This window comes from Longimicrobium sp. (assembly GCF_036387355.1).
In the GTDB taxonomy this organism is placed as follows: domain Bacteria; phylum Gemmatimonadota; class Gemmatimonadetes; order Longimicrobiales; family Longimicrobiaceae; genus Longimicrobium.
Genome location: NZ_DASVTX010000036.1, coordinates 1 through 15052, shown reverse-complemented (window position 1 = coordinate 15052; position 15052 = coordinate 1). Strand labels below are relative to the sequence as shown.

General features: G+C 71.9%; 15 protein-coding genes. 13 read left to right on the top strand and 2 right to left on the bottom strand.

Annotated features, from left to right (window positions below):
- Nucleotides 1-12 precede the first annotated feature (12 nt).
- From VF665_RS01735 to VF665_RS01720, 4 genes are all read left to right on the top strand, one after another.
- Nucleotides 13-1368: a TolC family protein gene (locus VF665_RS01735; RefSeq protein WP_331051675.1), complete on the top strand. Its 1356-nt coding sequence runs from the start codon at nt 13-15 to the stop codon at nt 1366-1368.
- A complete protein-coding gene (locus VF665_RS01730) occupies nt 1365-2405 on the top strand; it encodes an efflux RND transporter periplasmic adaptor subunit (RefSeq protein WP_331051674.1) in 1041 nt (346 codons plus the stop codon). The genes VF665_RS01735 and VF665_RS01730 overlap by 4 nt, the downstream gene beginning before the upstream one ends.
- A complete protein-coding gene (locus VF665_RS01725) occupies nt 2402-5509 on the top strand; it encodes an efflux RND transporter permease subunit (RefSeq protein ID WP_331051673.1) in 3108 nt (1035 codons plus the stop codon). The genes VF665_RS01730 and VF665_RS01725 overlap by 4 nt, the downstream gene beginning before the upstream one ends.
- A 249-nt stretch (nt 5510-5758) precedes the next feature.
- The gene (locus tag VF665_RS01720) at nt 5759-6178 is read left to right on the top strand and encodes a hypothetical protein (RefSeq protein ID WP_331051672.1); all 420 of its coding nucleotides are present in this window, start codon (nt 5759-5761) and stop codon (nt 6176-6178) included.
- A gap of 122 nt (nt 6179-6300) precedes the next feature.
- Here VF665_RS01720 and VF665_RS01715 read toward each other — a convergent pair whose 3' ends face one another.
- Together VF665_RS01715 and VF665_RS01710 are read right to left on the bottom strand one after the other, a co-directional pair.
- Entirely contained in the window at nt 6301-6714 is a 414-nt protein-coding gene (locus VF665_RS01715; RefSeq protein WP_331051671.1) for a MerC family mercury resistance protein, read from the bottom strand.
- An 841-nt stretch (nt 6715-7555) separates the two neighbouring features.
- Complete coding sequence (locus tag VF665_RS01710; protein ID WP_331051670.1) at nt 7556-7972, bottom strand: Fur family transcriptional regulator; 417 nt, start codon at nt 7970-7972, stop codon at nt 7556-7558.
- A gap of 351 nt (nt 7973-8323) precedes the next feature.
- Between VF665_RS01710 and VF665_RS01705 the strand changes: the two genes are divergently transcribed.
- From VF665_RS01705 to VF665_RS01665, 9 genes are all read left to right on the top strand, one after another.
- Nucleotides 8324-8734, top strand: coding sequence for a 6-pyruvoyl trahydropterin synthase family protein (locus VF665_RS01705; RefSeq protein WP_331051669.1), 411 nt, complete (start codon nt 8324-8326; stop codon nt 8732-8734).
- Nucleotides 8735-9307, top strand: a complete 573-nt coding sequence (gene folE / locus VF665_RS01700) for a GTP cyclohydrolase I FolE (protein WP_331051668.1) — start codon at nt 8735-8737, stop codon at nt 9305-9307.
- A gap of 632 nt (nt 9308-9939) precedes the next feature.
- Nucleotides 9940-10653, top strand: coding sequence for an SDR family oxidoreductase (locus VF665_RS01695; RefSeq protein WP_331051667.1), 714 nt, complete (start codon nt 9940-9942; stop codon nt 10651-10653).
- 5 nt (nt 10654-10658) lie between these two features.
- On the top strand, nt 10659-11039 hold the full coding sequence (locus tag VF665_RS01690) for a 6-carboxytetrahydropterin synthase (protein ID WP_331051666.1): 381 nt from the start codon (nt 10659-10661) through the stop codon (nt 11037-11039).
- A 7-nt stretch (nt 11040-11046) separates the two neighbouring features.
- Nucleotides 11047-11778, top strand: coding sequence for a Trm112 family protein (locus VF665_RS01685; RefSeq protein ID WP_331051665.1), 732 nt, complete (start codon nt 11047-11049; stop codon nt 11776-11778).
- 152 nt (nt 11779-11930) lie between these two features.
- On the top strand, nt 11931-12386 hold the full coding sequence (locus VF665_RS01680; RefSeq protein ID WP_331051664.1) for a tetratricopeptide repeat protein: 456 nt from the start codon (nt 11931-11933) through the stop codon (nt 12384-12386).
- Complete coding sequence (gene cutA / locus VF665_RS01675) at nt 12383-12718, top strand: divalent-cation tolerance protein CutA (RefSeq protein WP_331051663.1); 336 nt, start codon at nt 12383-12385, stop codon at nt 12716-12718. Before VF665_RS01680 ends, cutA begins: the two co-directional genes overlap by 4 nt.
- 52 nt (nt 12719-12770) lie before the next feature.
- On the top strand, nt 12771-13412 hold the full coding sequence (locus tag VF665_RS01670) for a tetratricopeptide repeat protein (protein WP_331051662.1): 642 nt from the start codon (nt 12771-12773) through the stop codon (nt 13410-13412).
- Nucleotides 13413-13715: 303 nt separating this feature from the next.
- Nucleotides 13716-15052: ATP-binding cassette domain-containing protein (locus tag VF665_RS01665; protein ID WP_331051661.1), on the top strand; the 1337-nt coding region annotated here is incomplete at its 3' end.

Below are 15052 nucleotides of genomic sequence, written 5' to 3'. Positions count from 1 at the left end.
GATGTTTGGACGATGAGAAGCGCCGCACTCGCGTTCAGCCTGGCCGCGGTGATTGGATGCGCGGCGTCCGGCGCGGCGCAGACGGGGCCGGTGGATTCGCTGGTGACCGAGGCCATCCGCGCCAACCGCGGGCTGCAGGAACGGCGCTACGCGGATGCGCGCAGCGAGGCCGCCGTGCGCGAAGCGGCCGCGCTGGGGCGTCCGTCCATTTCGCTGGATGCGCGCTACTCGCGGACGCACGGCGCGCGCAACCTGGGCGACCTGGTGAACCCCGCCTACGCCGCGCTCAACCAGCTCACCGGCACGGACGCCTTTCCCACGAACGTGGACGCGCGCCTGCCGCTGGCGCAGGAAACCAGGGTCCGGGTGGCGCAGCCGCTGTACCGGCCGGCCATTGGCCACAACGTGGCGCTGCGCCGCTCTCTGCGCGGGGTGCAGGGCGCGGAGCTGGGGGCCGCGACGCGCCAGCTGGCCGCCGACGTTCAGTCCGCATGGCTGCGGCACGCGCAGGCCGCGCGGGTGGTGCAGGTGTACGCCAGCACCCTTCCCCTGCTCGCGGAAAACCTGCGCGTGGCCGAGCGCCTGGTGGCAGCGGGCAAGGCCACGCCCGACGCCGTGTACCGCGCCCGCGCCGAGCTGGGCGAGGCGGAGCAGCAGCGCGACGAGGCCGAGCAGCAGCGCGGCGCCGCCGCCCGCTTCCTGAACTACCTGGTGGACCGGCCGCTGGATACGCCCGTCGCCGTTCCGGACGATTCGGCGTGGGCGGGCCCGCTGCCGCTCACGCTGGACGAGGCGCGCGCCCGTGCCCTCGCCGGCCGCGAGGAGCTGCGCGGTGCCGAGCAGGGGGTGCGCGCCGCGGAGGCGCAGGGCCGCATTGCCGCGGCCGGGCGGCTGCCCACGGTGTCGGTGGCGCTGGACTACGGCATCCAGGGGAACCGCTACGAGCTGAGCCGCGACGCCGACTTCGCCATCGCCTCCGTGCTGGTGCAGTGGAGCCCGTGGGAGGGGGGGCAGACCTCCGCGCGCCGCCAGGGCGCCGCGCTGGAGGCGCAGGCCGCCCGCGTGCGCCGCGCGGACGCGGAGCGGCGCATTGACCTGGAGGTGCGGCAGGCGTACGAGGCCGCCGTGGTCGCCCGTGCCGCCATCGCCACCGCGGCGGACCGTGTGGCCGCCGCGCGCAGGACGTTCGAGCTCGTCGCCCGCAAGTACCAGGAAGGCGCCGCGCCGCAGATCGAGTACCTGGACGTTCGCGCGGCCCTGACCCGCGCCGAACTGAACCTGGTGATTACCCGCCACGACTACGCGCTCCGCCGGGTGGAGCTGGAGCGCGCCGCCGCACTTCGCACCTTTGCCCCGGAGGCCCCGTGAACGTCCTGCGCATCGCCGCCCCGCTCCTGCTGACGGCCGCCGCGGCGTGCGGCGCCGAGGCGCGCGGCGAAGCCGCCCCCGATCCCGCCGTCGCCATTCGCACGGCCCCCGTCACCGAGGAATGGGGAACGCTCCCCGTCACCGGCACGGGGACGCTGGCGGACAAGGAAGAGGTGGCGCTCTCGTTCAAGACGGGCGGCATCGTGGCCTCCGTGCTGGCGGAGGAAGGGCAGCGCGTGCGCCGGGGGCAGACGCTCGCCACGCTGGACGCGGGGGAGATCGACGCCCTGGTGCGCCGCGCGGAGCAGGGCGCGGCCAAGGCGGAGCGCGACCTGGCCCGCGCCCGCTCGCTGTACGCGGACAGCGTGGTGACGCTGGAGCAGATGCAGGACGCCGCGACCGCCGCCGGGGTGGCGCGCGCGGAGCTCGCAGCCGTCCGCTTCAACCGGCGGCACGCGGCCATCGTGGCGCCCGCGTCGGGAACCATTCTGCGCCGCGCCGCCGAGGCGGGGGAGATGGTGCCGCCGGGCGCCCCCGTGCTGGTGCTGGGCGCGGCGGGGCGGGGAACGGTGCTGCGCGTGGGGCTGCCGGACCGCGACGCCGTCCGCCTGCGCCGGGGCGACGCGGCCACGGTGGCCTTTGACGCCTATCCCGGCGTGTCGTTCGCCGGCCGCGTGTCGGAGGTGGCGGCGGCCGCGAGCCCGGGCACGGGGACGTACGAGGTAGAGGTGGCGGTGGACGCGGGCGGGCGCGCCCTGGCCAGCGGCCTCATTGGCCGGGTGCAGATCGCGCCGGCCGCCCGCGAGCGGCTGCGCATGGTGCCGGTGGAGGCGCTGCTGGAGGCGGACGACGACTCGGCGACGGTCTTTACCCTGGCGCCGGACGGGCGCGCGCGGCGCATGCCGGTGCGCATCGCCTTTCTGCGCGGCGAGCGGGCGGCGGTGCGCGGGGGGCTGGACGGCGTGGCCGAGGTGGTGACGGACGGCGCGGCCTACCTGGAAGACGGCGCCGCGGTGCGCCGGGCGGTGGCCCCATGAACGTCTCGCGCATCTCGGAACTGGCCGTCCGGAACTGGCAGTTCACCGTCGTCATCACCGCCATGGCGGCCGCGGTGGGGCTGAACGCCTGGGTCAACGTTCCACGGTCGGAGGATCCCACCTTTCCCATCGCCATCTACCCCGTGGTGGCCGTGTATCCCGGCGCCTCCCCGGCGGACCTGGAGCGCCTGGTGGTGGAACCGGTTGAAGAAGCCATCGGCGAGCTGGACGGGTTGAAGACGATGAAGACGCAGGTGGAGGACGGCGTGGCGGTGATCCGCGCGGAGTTCGACCCCGGCGTGGACCCCGACCGCAAGTACGAGGAGGTGCTGCGCGAGGTGAACGGACTGCGCCCAAGCCTTCCGGCGGAGCTGCACTCGCTCACGGTGGACCGGACGAGCGCCGCGGACGTGAACATCGTGCAGGCGGCGCTGGTGTCGGAGGCCGTGCCCTTCCGCATCCTGCAGGAGCAGGCGGACCGGTTGCAGGACCGGGTCAAGCGCGTCCCCGGCGTGCGCGACGCCGAGGTGTGGGGCGCGCCCGAACGCGAGGTGCGCGTCAACCTGGACCTGGGCCGTGCGGCGCAGCTGGGCATCGCCCCGGCGCAGGTGCTGGGCGCGGTGGGGAGCGAGAGCGCCAACATCCCCGGCGGCAGCGTGGACGCGGGCTCCCGGCGCTTCAACGTAAAGACCAGCGGCGACTACACCTCGGTGGACGAGGTGCGGGAAACGGTGGTGGGCGGGCGCGCGGGCGCCCTGGTGCGGCTGCGCGACGTGGCGGACGTGCGCTGGAGCTACGCGGACCCCGGCCACCTGGCCCGCTTCAACGGCCGCCGCGCCCTGTTCGTGACCGCGACCATGCAGGAGGGGAGCAACATTTCCCGCGTGCGTGACGGCATCTACGCGGAGATGGCGGCGTTCGAGCGCGGGCTGCCCGCGGGGGTGCGGCTGCAGCGCGGGTTCGACCAGTCGGCCAACGTGGAGCGGCGGATGGGAACGCTGGGGCGCGACCTGGCCATCGCCATCGGGCTGGTGGTGATCACGCTGCTGCCGCTGGGGCTGCGGCCGGCGCTGATCGTCATGGCGTCCATCCCGCTGTCGATGGCGATCGGGCTGGCGCTGGTGGACGCCACGGGATTCGGCATCAACCAGATGAGCATCGTGGGCTTCGTGATCGCCCTGGGGCTGCTGGTGGACGACTCCATCGTGGTGGTGGAGAACATTGCGCGCTTTCTGCGCGAGGGGCACTCGCGGCGCGAGGCGGCGGTGCGCGCCACGCGGCAGATCGGCGTGGCGGTGCTGGGGTGCACCTTCACTCTGATCTTCGCCTTTCTTCCGCTCCTGTTTCTCCCGGGGACGGCGGGGCAGTTCATCCGCTCCATGCCGCTTACCGTGGTGTACACCATCCTGGCGTCGCTGGTGGTGTCGCTCACCATCATTCCGTTCCTCGCCAGCATCATCCTCAAGGACGGGGACGGCGCGCACGAGAACGTCTTCCTGCGCGCGCTCAACCGCGGGATCGGCGCCTCGTACGCGCCGGTGCTGCACCGGGCCCTGGCCCGTCCCCGCGCCACGCTCGCCGTGGCCGGCGCCCTCTTTCTGGCGAGCCTGGCGCTGATCCCGGCCGTGGGCTTCTCGCTCTTTCCCAAGGCGGGGACGCCGCAGTTCCTGGTGGACGTCGAGACGCCAGAGGGAAGCACGCTTGCCGCCACGGACCGCGCGGCGCGCTGGGTGGAGCGGCAGCTTTCCGCGCATCCCCAGGTGCGCGCGGTGATGGCCAACGTGGGGCACGGCAATCCGCAGATCTACTACAACGTCGTTCCGCGCAACGAGAACCCCACCGTGGCGCAGCTGTTCGTCCTTACGCGCGGGCACGAGCCCGGGGCCACGGAGCGGATGCTGGACAGCATGCGCGCCCGGTTCGCCGCGTACCCCAATGCGCGCATCGAGGTCAAGGAGTTCGAGAACGGCCCGCCGGTGGACGCGCCGCTCGCCATTCGTCTGACGGGGGAGAACCTGGACACGCTGCGGGTGCTGGCGGGGCGGGTGGAAGGGGTGCTTCGCGCCACGCCGGGAACGCTGTACGTGCGCAACCCGGTGCGGCTGGCGCGCACGGACCTGCGGGTGGAGATCGACCGGGCGCGGGCCGGAATGCTGGGGATTCCCACGGCGGAGGTGGACCGCACGGTGCGCCTGGCGGTATCGGGGCTCGCCGCCGGCCGCGTGCGCGAGGGGGATGGGGACGAGCACCCGGTGCAGGTGCGCCTGCCCAATGCGGGGCGGCCCACGCCGGCGGTGCTGGAGCAGGTGTACGTGGCCGGCGCGGGGGGCGCGCAGGTGCCGCTGGGGCAGATCGCGCGGCTGCGTTTCGAGTCGTCGCCGCCGCTGATTCAGCGGTACGACCAGGAGCGCTCGGTAACGGTGACGGCGTTCGTGCAGAGCGGGTTCAACACCGACCGGCTGACGCGCGAGGTGATGGACAAGCTGGAGGGGATGACCTTTCCCGCGGGGTACCGCTGGGTGCCCGCGGGGGAGTTCGAGAGCCGGCAGGAGAGCTTTGGCGGGGTGGGAAACGCGGTGATCGTGGCCGTGTTCATGGTGCTGGCCATTCTGGTGCTGGAGTTCCGCACCTTTCGCAGCACGCTCATTGTCGCCTCGGTGATTCCGCTGGGCGTGCTGGGCGGCATCGCGGCGCTGTTCCTGACCGGCTACACCCTCTCCTTCACCGCCACCATCGGCTTTGTGGCGCTGATCGGGATTGAGATCAAGAACTCCATCCTGCTGGTGGACTTCACCAACCAGCTGCGGCAGGAAGGGATGCCGCTGGACGCGGCCATTGAAAAGGCGGGTGAGGTGCGCTTCCTCCCCATCGTGCTTACGACGATGACGGCGATCGGCGGGCTGCTGCCGCTGGCCCTGGAAGGGTCGGCGCTGTACTCGCCGCTGGCGTGGGTCATCATCGGCGGGCTGGTGTCGTCCACGCTGCTGGCCCGACTCGTGACGCCCGTCATGTACAAGCTGCTTCCGCCGGAGATCGAAACGCCGGAGGAGCCCGCGCCCGCGCCCGTGCCGGTGGGCCGCATTCCGATTCCGGCGATGGTGTGAGGGCGGGGATGGCGACGCCTGACGCGGCGGCGCTGTGGCCCTCACCCGGCCGGCGACCCTCACCCATCGACGCTGAGACGCGTCCACCCTCTCCACGAACGGATGTGGGAGAGGGTGCACACCCCATCGGCGGCCCCGGCGGTTCGACGGATCAGGGGGAAGGGAGCGGAGAATGTGGAACGTCGCGCGGGGTGATTGGTATTCGAAGCGCTCCGTGTTCCTCGATCCACCCGCTCCACCGATCCGCCGATGACCAACCGACTTCTGCGCCGCGCCGCCCTGCTGGTTCCCGTTGCGGCGCTGGCCGCGTGCAGCGACCTCACCGGCGGCGATGGCGGCACCGCGGCCGGGCTCAGCATTGAGGATGCGTCCGGGAACCAGGTGGTGACGGTGAGCGCCGCGGGCGTGTCCGGGTCGCTGACGGTGAACCAGGGCTCACAGCGGGATTATGACATCGTGCTGCGCGCGGCCAACGGCGGCGTGGTGGTGCCCACCGCGACGGAAACCGTGCGGGTTACGGTGGTGAACAGCGGCGTCGCCTCGTGGACGGGCAACGAGGCGGGTACGCTGCGCGGCAACCAGCGCGGCTCCACCACCATGCGCGTGGACCTGATCAGCGCGGGCACGGCCGTCTACACCTCGCCGTCCATCCCCATCCAGGTCAACTGACGCGACCGGCGGAAACGAACAGCGGCCCCGTCCTCCCCACCGAGGACGGGGCCGCTCCCGTTTCCACCTGTTCCCTATTCCCTATTCCCTATTCCCTATTCCCTATTCCCTGCCGTTCACCGTCAGTCGTGCGAGTGCGCGGGGCACGCGCACGCGCCGCAGGTGGCCTGGTGCCGCAGATGTCCGTTCCACGCCATGCCCGCGGCGAGCAGCAGGCCTCCTAGCACGTGGCCGGCGGTGAGCGCGGCGCCCGTCCAGGCGAGCGGGTCCGAGGCGATCCACAGCACCGCGCCGAGCGCCATGGGCACCAGCACGCGGCGATCTCCGTGCGCGCGGATCCCGGACAGCGCCATCGTCCCGGCGAGCACGACGGAGCCGAACTGCACCGCGTGCTCGGCCAGGGAGGGCAGGGCCAGCGCCGGGGCGATGAGCGCCACGATCGGAGCGGCCAGGCAGTGCACCGCGCACAGCAGCGGCAGCGCCGCCGCCCAGGAACTCGCCGCCGCCGAGCGGGCGGGCGCTGAAACGGAACTCATCAGAACATCTCTGCGAACGGGTGCGCTTCACACGAACCGCCGGCAACGCGGAGGCGTTCCCGGCGGCGGAGATGATAGCGCAAGCGGCTCGCAAATGCAAGTCGTTCGCAACTGGATGGGAAGGGGCGAGCCGGGCGGATCGGAATGCGGCGGAACGTCAGATGCCGGAAGCGGAGCATCGCGCGGTGGCCGTCCAAAGCGCGTTGATTCGCCGCTGGAATAGCACCCGGTTCCCCACCGCGGACCGCGGCCGACACCCCGGCGCGGGAAGCAGGGTTAGGCGCGGCCGCCGTCCAGAGCGAACGAATTCGCCGCTGGAACCGCACGAAGTCCGCCTGCGCGGACTGCGGCCAATGCCATGGATGCGGGAAGCGCGGTCGGGCGCGGCCGCCGTCCAGAGCGAATGAATTCGCCGCTGGAACCGCACGAAGTCCGCCTGCGCGGACTGCGGCCGCGGCTTCAGTGCGCATCCCCGTCGCGGCGTGCGGTCCGAATTCGTAACCCGTTGCGCCCTAGAAACTTGTCATCCTGAGGAGGCGCCGGACGAATTCTCCGCCGCGCCGACCTGTGGCGCCGACGAAGGATCTACTTTCCGCCCGTTCCAACTCCGCGCTTGGCACAGAAACAACCCCACGCTACGTATCCCCCTGAAGCAGTCGAAGCCCCGAACATCGCCTGTGGGCGATGTGTCGGGGCTTACCGCTTCTGGAGCGGCGGATTCATCCGCTCAGGGAGGCCGGGCGCCACGCGGTCATCCATTCGTACGCGCCGTCATTCGCCCGGGCGATGTGCGCTCCGCCGCCATAATCATCTACCACGCGGCGATACCCCTCCGCCCCGCTCACTCCTCCTTGCACCCGGCGCAGCGGCCATGAAAGGTGAGGCGGTGGTGGGCGACCTGGAACCCGAACTCGCGCTCGATGCGGTCCAGCACCGCGCGGTCGAGCCCGCACAGCGACACGGTACGCAGCGATCCGCAGTCGTCGCAGTGCAGGTGGTGCGAGTGCCCGCCGGGCGACACGAGCTCAAAGTGCTCCGCGCCGCCCGTCACCACCGGGCGCGCCAGCCCCAGTTCCACCAGCCAGTGCAGCGTGCGGTACACGGTGGCCAGGTCGGTGCCGCCCTCGCCCAGCGCCTCGTGCAGGGCGCGCGCGGTCACCGGGGCGGCGGCGCGCGCCATCTGGCGCACCACGCCCCGGCGCGGGCCCGTGAGCCGGTGGCCCAGGGCGCGGATCGCGCTCAGCGTCTGTTCTTCCACCCTGCCTCTCCGGGTTCGCCCGTCATCGCCAAAACTACCCGCATCCCGCGCGGAACGACACCCCGCGGGCACGGCCGCGGCGCTCTTGACCCCGGCGCCCCGGCATCCTATTCTTGCCGCTGGTCTGGAGGCGGCGGGGAGAAAAATTTTTGAGCCAACACTTTTGAAGCCGGGGCTGCCTTTTGCGGTCGAAGCCACGCCCACATGGGAAGGCGGAAAGCCGCGGAGAAGCCACCGCAACATGTCTCTGACATGGCTTCAAAAATCCTTCCCGCAGCCACCCGGAACAGGCCGGCCCCGCCCCGCGGGGCTGGCCTTTTTCTTCGCTCCAACGGCCTGGCAGGAGACAACGTGCCCACCGTTCGCGTGACCCGCCGCGTGCACTTCAGCGCGGCGCACCGGCTGCACAACCCCGCGCTCTCCGACGAGGAGAACCGGAGCCTGTACGGCCTGTGCAACAGCCCCAACTGGCACGGCCACAACTACGAACTCGACGTGACCGTGGAGGGCCAGCCCGACCCGCGCACCGGGTACGTGGTGGACCTGGGCAAGGTGCGCCAGGCGGCGGAAAGCGTCATCGCCGACCTGGACCATCGCAACCTGAACCTGGATGTGGAGTGGCTGCGGGACGTGATCCCCAGCACCGAAAACCTGGTGGTGGAGCTGTGGAGGCGCATTGCGCCGCTCATCGAGGGCGGGCGCCTTGCCCGGCTGGTGTTGTGGGAAACGCCGCGCAATTCGGCGGAATACACGGGAGAGTAGATGGCGGACGCGACACAGGCGGGCGCGGTGCAGGACATCAGCGGGTTCGTGCGCGGCATGCTGGCCGGGCTGGGCGAAGATCCGGACCGCGAAGGGCTGCTCAAGACGCCGGAGCGGGTGGAAAAGAGCATGCGGTTCCTCACCCGCGGCTACGGCCTCACGGTGCGGGACGCCATTGGCGACGCGCTGTTCGAGGAAGACCACCACAACATGGTGATCGTTCGCGACATCGAGATGTATTCCATGTGCGAGCACCACATGCTCCCCTTCTTTGGCAAGGTGCACGTGGCGTACATCCCCAACGGCCGCATCGTGGGACTGAGCAAGCTGCCGCGCGTGGTGGAAGTCTTCGCGCGCCGCCTGCTGGTGCAGGAGCGGCTGACCGAGCAGGTGGCCTCCGCGCTGATGGAGGTCCTGGAGCCGGCGGGCGTGGGCGTGGTGGTGGAGGCCTCGCATCTGTGCATGATGATGCGCGGGGTGGAGAAGCAGAACAGCAAGACGGTAACGAGCGCCATGAAGGGCGTGTTCATGGATGATCGCGCCACCCGCGAGGAGTTTTTGCGGCTGCTGTAGGCGCCGGGAGTACGAGAGTACGAGAGTACGAGAGTACGAGAGTACGAGAGTACGAGAGTACGAGAGTGTCCAGTTCGGACGGTCCGTGCGCGGCGGAGAGTGTGGCCCTCACCCGGCCGCGGCCCTCACCCGGCCGCGCTGAGACGCGTGCCCCCTCTCCCACGAACTGATGTGGGAGAGGGGGCACACGGCAGCGGCGGCTCGGTGCGGTGTGAACGGTCTGGCGCAGGGTGAGGCACCGGCTCTCCTCGGCCCCCTCTCCCGCAAGCCGGCGAGGGGGAGCCGTTCGGCTGGGGGGGGAGGGTTCGGAGGGCGGCGTCGGCGTCGGGGCGCCACGCGCGCGAGCGCCTGTGTCCGGGCACTGGGTACTGGGCACGTCCCGCACTCAGGACTCCGTACTCCGCACCGCTCTTCCCCGCGTGAGGGATTCGCGCCCGGAGGGCCGAGACGCCGGAGTAGAGGGGCAACAGCCGTATCGTTGCCCCGGAACGGAGGGGGCTCGGCGCCGTTAGCAACAGTCGTATCGTTGCTTACGGCGCGCGAAGCCCGACCCGGAGCGCAGCGGAGGGGCACGCCCAATGTCCAGCGCCCCACCAACTCAACCTACAGATCCGCACCTGGAACCAAACGAGATGGACGCGCTGAAGGGAAAGACCGCCGTGATTACCGGCGCGTCGAGCGGCATCGGGCTGGCGGTTGCGCGGCAGATGGCGGAGGCCGGCGCGTGGGTGGGGCTCGTCGCCCGCAGCAAGGCGCCCCTGTCCCGCGCCGCGGCCGACATCGGCGGGCACGCCATTCCCGCCGACGTGGGCACGGCGGCCGGGGTGCACGCCGTGGCCACCTACGTCACCGAACTGCTGGGCGACGCGCCCGACCTCGTGATCTCCGCCGCGGGGGCGTTCGGCCTGGCGCGGCTGCACGAGGCCGATCCCGCCGACTTCGACCGGATGATCGCCGCGAACCTGCGCGCGCCCTTTCTGCTCATCCGCGCCTTTCTGCCCGCCATGCTGCGGCGCGGCCACGGCCACTTCATCCACCTGGGCTCGGTCGCCGGGCGCGTGGCGTTTCCGGAGAACGGCGCCTACGCGGCCAGCAAGTTCGGGCTGCGCGGGCTGCACGAGGTGCTGCTGCAGGAAATCCGCGGCACCGGCGTGCGCGCCACGCTCGTAGAGCCCGCCGCCACCGACACGCCGCTGTGGGACCCCATTGACCCGGACGCGCGGACGGACCTTCCGCCGCGCGCCTCCATGCTGCGCCCCGAAGACGTGGCCCGCGCCGTGGCGTTCGCCGCCGCGCAGCCCGCCGGGGTGCTGATTCCCAGCATCGCCGTACACGCGGCCGGCTGACGCCCATGTTTCTTCTGAACGTCAAGGCGCACTACGACAGCGCCCACTTTCTCCGCAACTACCACGGCAAGTGCGAGAACCTGCACGGCCACCACTACGTCGTGGAAGCCGCGCTCTCGTACGACGACGTGGGCCCCGGCGGCATGGCCTTCGACTTCACCGAGGCCAAGAAGCACCTGCGCGCCATCGCAAACGAGCTGGACCACAAGAACATCAACGACGTTCCGCCCTTTACGGAACTGGAGCCCAGCGCGGAGAACCAGGCGCGCTGGATCTTCGGCGAGCTGCAGCGGCGGCTGGGCGCGGACGGCGAGCACCTGGCCTACGTGCGCGTGTGGGAAACGCCCAACCAGTGGGCGCAGTACTCCCCGCGCCCCGTCTGGTAGCCGCGCCATGTTCATCCTGCTGACCGACGTTCTCACCTGCCCCCGCTGCGGCCCGGAGTTCGGCCTCATCCTCCTGGCCGACCAGATGGGCGAGCGCCGCGTCATCCAGGGCCGCCTGGGCTGCCCCAACTGCCGCGAGGCGTACGCCATTCGCGACGGTGTGGTGCACGCCATCCCCGCCGCGGAGCCGTCTTCGGCGGACGCGGGCGCTTCGGCGGATGCGGGAACGCCGGCCGATGCGCCGGCTTCGGCGGATGCGGAGAGCCCGGCCGATGCGGATGCCGCGGCCGGCGATGACGCGGAGGCGCCGGTGCGCTACGCCGCGCTGATGGGCCTGTCGGGCGCCACCGGGCTGGTGCTGGTCGCCGGGCCGGGCGCGCGGCACGCGGCGGCGGTGGCGGCGCTGGTCCCCGGGATCGAGGTGGTCGCGGTGGATGACCCCCATCCCGCGCCTGCGATGGAGAACGGGGTGAGCCGCGTGGTCGCGGGGGGGCGCCTGCCGTTTCGGGACGACAAGATGCGGGGCGCCGCGCTCACCGGCGGCGCGGCGGGCGAGCGGCTGCGCGAGGCGCTGCGGGTGCTGGCTCCGGGCGCGCGGCTGGTGGTGGATCCGGCCCCCGCCGACACGGCGGAACGGCTGCGCGCGCTGGGCGCGGAAGTGCTTCTGGAGCAGGCGGGCGTCGTGGTGGCGCGCGCTCCGGGCCGTCCCGTGCCGCTGGGCCGCCGGCCCCCGGGATGACGGTGTTGTCGGTTGCGGGAACGGCCCCTCGGGCATAGCTTTGCCGACCTCGGGGAACGCGCGCGCGTTCCCGCCGGGCACGGGTTCCGCCCGCAGAACACCGCGGCCACGCGGCACGTGAAGCAGCTCCTTTTCCCATCTCCACTCGGGCCATGTCCTGGTTCACGAACCTGATCGGAGGCCGCTCCGGGGCGCCGGAGGAGCGGGATCCGGATTACTACGAGGAAGGGACGGTCCTGCTCCATCAGGAGAAGTACCACGAGGCCCTCACCTCCTTTCGGCTCGCCCTGCGCGAGAGCCCCAACGACACCGACGTCCTTCAGCAGATCGCCGTGGCGTACACGCGCATCGGCATGACCGACGAGGCCGTCAAGACGTACCGCCGCGTGCTGGAGCTCAAGCCGCACGCCTCGGGCGCCCACTACGGGCTCGCCTTTCTGCTGCTGCAGCAGGGGCAGCAGGACGGGGCCGTGGCGCACCTTCGCGCCTTTCTTGCGCGCCCCCCGCAGGTGCCCAACGCGGCGCGGCACGTGTCGCATGCGCGGGCCACGCTGGCCGAGCTCACGGGCGAGGGTGAGGGGTCTCCGGAGCTGCAGCTTCCGCTGTGACGGACGCTGTGCCGGAGGTGGTGCTGGCCCTGAGCACCGCGCCGGACGCCGACACCGCCGCGCGCATCGGCCGCGCGCTGGTGCAGGAGCGGCTGATCGCCTGCATGAACGTGGTTCCCGGGCTGACGTCCATCTACCGGTGGAACGGGGACGTGCAGACCGACCAGGAAGTCCTGATGCTGATGAAGACGCAGCCGGGGCGCGTGAACCGGCTCCGGGAGCGCATTTCCGAGCTGCATCCGTACGAGGTTCCGGAGCTTCTGGTGGCTCCGGTGGTGGATGGACTGGCGCCGTACTGCCGCTGGGTGCGGGACGAGACGCCGGGGGATTGATTGAGGAGCGGGACGGAAGGGCCGGCCTTCCCCGTTGGCACTGAAAGCGGACATGGCTCGGATGACGATGGCGGAGGACGAAGCCCCCAAGCACGACGAGGCCGCGCCGGTTGCGGAGGCCCCGCGCAAGCGCGCCCGCAAGCCCGCGGCCGACGGGGCCCCGGAGCCGTCCGCGGACCCGTGGGCGGCCAAGCTGGAGCGAGCCGAAGCGCTGGCGGCGGCGGGAAGCCACGCCGACGCGGCCGAGGCGTTCGCGCCCATCGCGGCCGCGCAGCCCGAGAACCTGCGCGCCGCCCTGGGCGCGGGGAGCGCGCTGTTCGCCGCCGGCAAGTACGACGGCGCGGAAAAGGAGCTCCGGCGCGCGCTCAAGCTGGCGCCCGACGCCGCCGAGGTCAGCTACCTGCTGGGCCACACGCTCTACAAGAAGGGCGTGTACGCCGCGGCCGCCACGGCGCTGCGCCGCGCGGTGGAGCTGGACCCGGAGCACGGAGGCGCGCACTTCGTGCTGGGCGAGGCGCTCAACCAGATGGCGGAGTCCGACGCGGCCATCGAGGCGCTGGAAGAAGCCGTGCGCCTGGTGCCGGAAAACGGCAAGGCCTACTACGCCATGGGCATCGCGTACGACCGCAAGGGCAACCACGACCGCGCGGCGGAGATGTACCGCCTGTCTCGCGAAGTTCCCAAGACGGTCTGACGCGACCTTCGGCCGGATGATGAACGCCCGCGGCTTCTCTGGAGCCACGGGCGTTTTCATGTGTCCCGCGGGCTGTGCCGACTGCATCTCACGCGGAGCGCGCGGGAGTGACGGAGGCCGCGGGGGAGGGGGTTGGATGACCGTGGACTTTCGATTTGGGATCGATCATATTCTCCGCGCGCGCCGCATCCGGCACTGCCCGGATCCGGCGCGGTTCCCGCCCACCCGACGAGAGACGAAGCATGCGGCTGTTCCTGACCGGTGTTCACCCCACTTTCACCGTCAGGACGGGAGCATGCCCCTTTGTCTACTCATTCCACCGGCGTTCGCGTCGTCGCGGAGCGGCTGGCCTTTTCGCTGGCTGACGGCCGCACCCTTTTCTCCGATCTCACCCTCGGCTTCGGGCGCGAGCGCACCGGGCTGACAGGACCCAACGGCACCGGCAAGAGCACCCTCGTGCGCCTGCTGGCGGGCCAGCTGCGCCCGTCCGCCGGCACCGTCGTGCGCGCGGGCTCCGTCGGCTGGCTGCCGCAGGATTTTCGCGTGCGCGCCGGCCAGCCGCTCGCGGCCGTCCTGGGCATTGGCGAACGCCTCGCCCGCGTGGACCGCGTGCTGGCCGGCCAGGCTTCCGCCCATGACCTGGACCGCGTGGGCGGCGACTGGGACCTGCGCGAGCGCGCCGAGGCCGTGCTGGCGCGGCTGGGCCTGCACCACCTCGCGCTGGAGCGTCCGGTGCTGGACGTCAGCGGCGGCGAGGCCACGCGTGTGGCGCTGGCCGGCGTGCTGCTGGCGGAGCCGGATATTCTTCTGCTGGACGAGCCGACCAACAACCTGGACGCCGCCGGCCGCGAAGCGCTGTACGCGTTTGTCGAGGGATGGACCGGCGGGCTGCTGGCCGTGAGCCACGACCGCGGCCTGCTGCGGCGGATGGACCGCATCGTGGAGCTCACTCCCTCCGGCGCCCGCGTCTACGGCGGGGGATGGGATCTGTACCGGGCGCAGCGGGCGGCGGAGGCGGAGGCCGCCGCGCGCGAGTTCGCCAGCGCGGAGAGCGCGTCCCGCCGCGCCCGGCGCGACGCGCAGGCCATGCGCGAGCGGCAGGCCCGCCGGGACGCCCGTGGCCGCCGGGCCGCCGCCACGGCCAACATGCCCAAGATCCTGCTGGGGATGAGGAAGGAGAACGCCGAGGGCACCGGCGCCAGGGTGCGCGAAACCGCCTCGCGCATCGTGGCGGACGGACGCGCCCGCCTGGACGCCGCCCGCGAGCGCATGGACGAGCAGGCGCGCCTTGCGCTGGACCTTCCCTCCGCCGCCGTGCCCGCCGGCAAGACCGTCGTCGACGTGGATGGTGTGACGTATCGCCATCCTGGGACGGAAGCGCCGGTGATCGACGGCGTGTCGCTGCGGATCACGGGCTCCGAGCGCGTCGCCATCGCCGGGCCGAACGGAAGCGGCAAGACGACGCTGCTGCGCCTCATCACCGGCGAACTGCGGCCGGAGCGGGGGAGCGTGCGGCTGGGACTGCCATCCCACGAGATCGCCTTTTTTGACCAGCACGCGCGGCGGCTGCGCGACGAGGCCAGCGTGCTGCAGAACTATCGCACCGCCAACCCGGATATGGACGAGACGGCGGCCCGGCA

Excerpts from the sequence above, each read along its gene's own strand:
- VF665_RS01735 (WP_331051675.1), top strand. The coding sequence starts at position 13 with ATGAGAAGCGCCGCACTCGCGTTCAGCCTGGCCGCGGTGATTGGATGC.
- VF665_RS01725 (WP_331051673.1), top strand. The coding sequence starts at position 2,402 with ATGAACGTCTCGCGCATCTCGGAACTGGCCGTCCGGAACTGGCAGTTC.
- VF665_RS01720 (WP_331051672.1), top strand. The coding sequence starts at position 5,759 with ATGACCAACCGACTTCTGCGCCGCGCCGCCCTGCTGGTTCCCGTTGCG.
- VF665_RS01715 (WP_331051671.1), bottom strand. The coding sequence starts at position 6,714 with ATGAGTTCCGTTTCAGCGCCCGCCCGCTCGGCGGCGGCGAGTTCCTGG.
- folE (WP_331051668.1), top strand. The coding sequence starts at position 8,735 with ATGGCGGACGCGACACAGGCGGGCGCGGTGCAGGACATCAGCGGGTTC.
- VF665_RS01695 (WP_331051667.1), top strand. The coding sequence starts at position 9,940 with ATGGACGCGCTGAAGGGAAAGACCGCCGTGATTACCGGCGCGTCGAGC.
- VF665_RS01690 (WP_331051666.1), top strand. The coding sequence starts at position 10,659 with ATGTTTCTTCTGAACGTCAAGGCGCACTACGACAGCGCCCACTTTCTC.
- VF665_RS01685 (WP_331051665.1), top strand. The coding sequence starts at position 11,047 with ATGTTCATCCTGCTGACCGACGTTCTCACCTGCCCCCGCTGCGGCCCG.
- VF665_RS01680 (WP_331051664.1), top strand. The coding sequence starts at position 11,931 with ATGTCCTGGTTCACGAACCTGATCGGAGGCCGCTCCGGGGCGCCGGAG.
- VF665_RS01670 (WP_331051662.1), top strand. The coding sequence starts at position 12,771 with ATGGCTCGGATGACGATGGCGGAGGACGAAGCCCCCAAGCACGACGAG.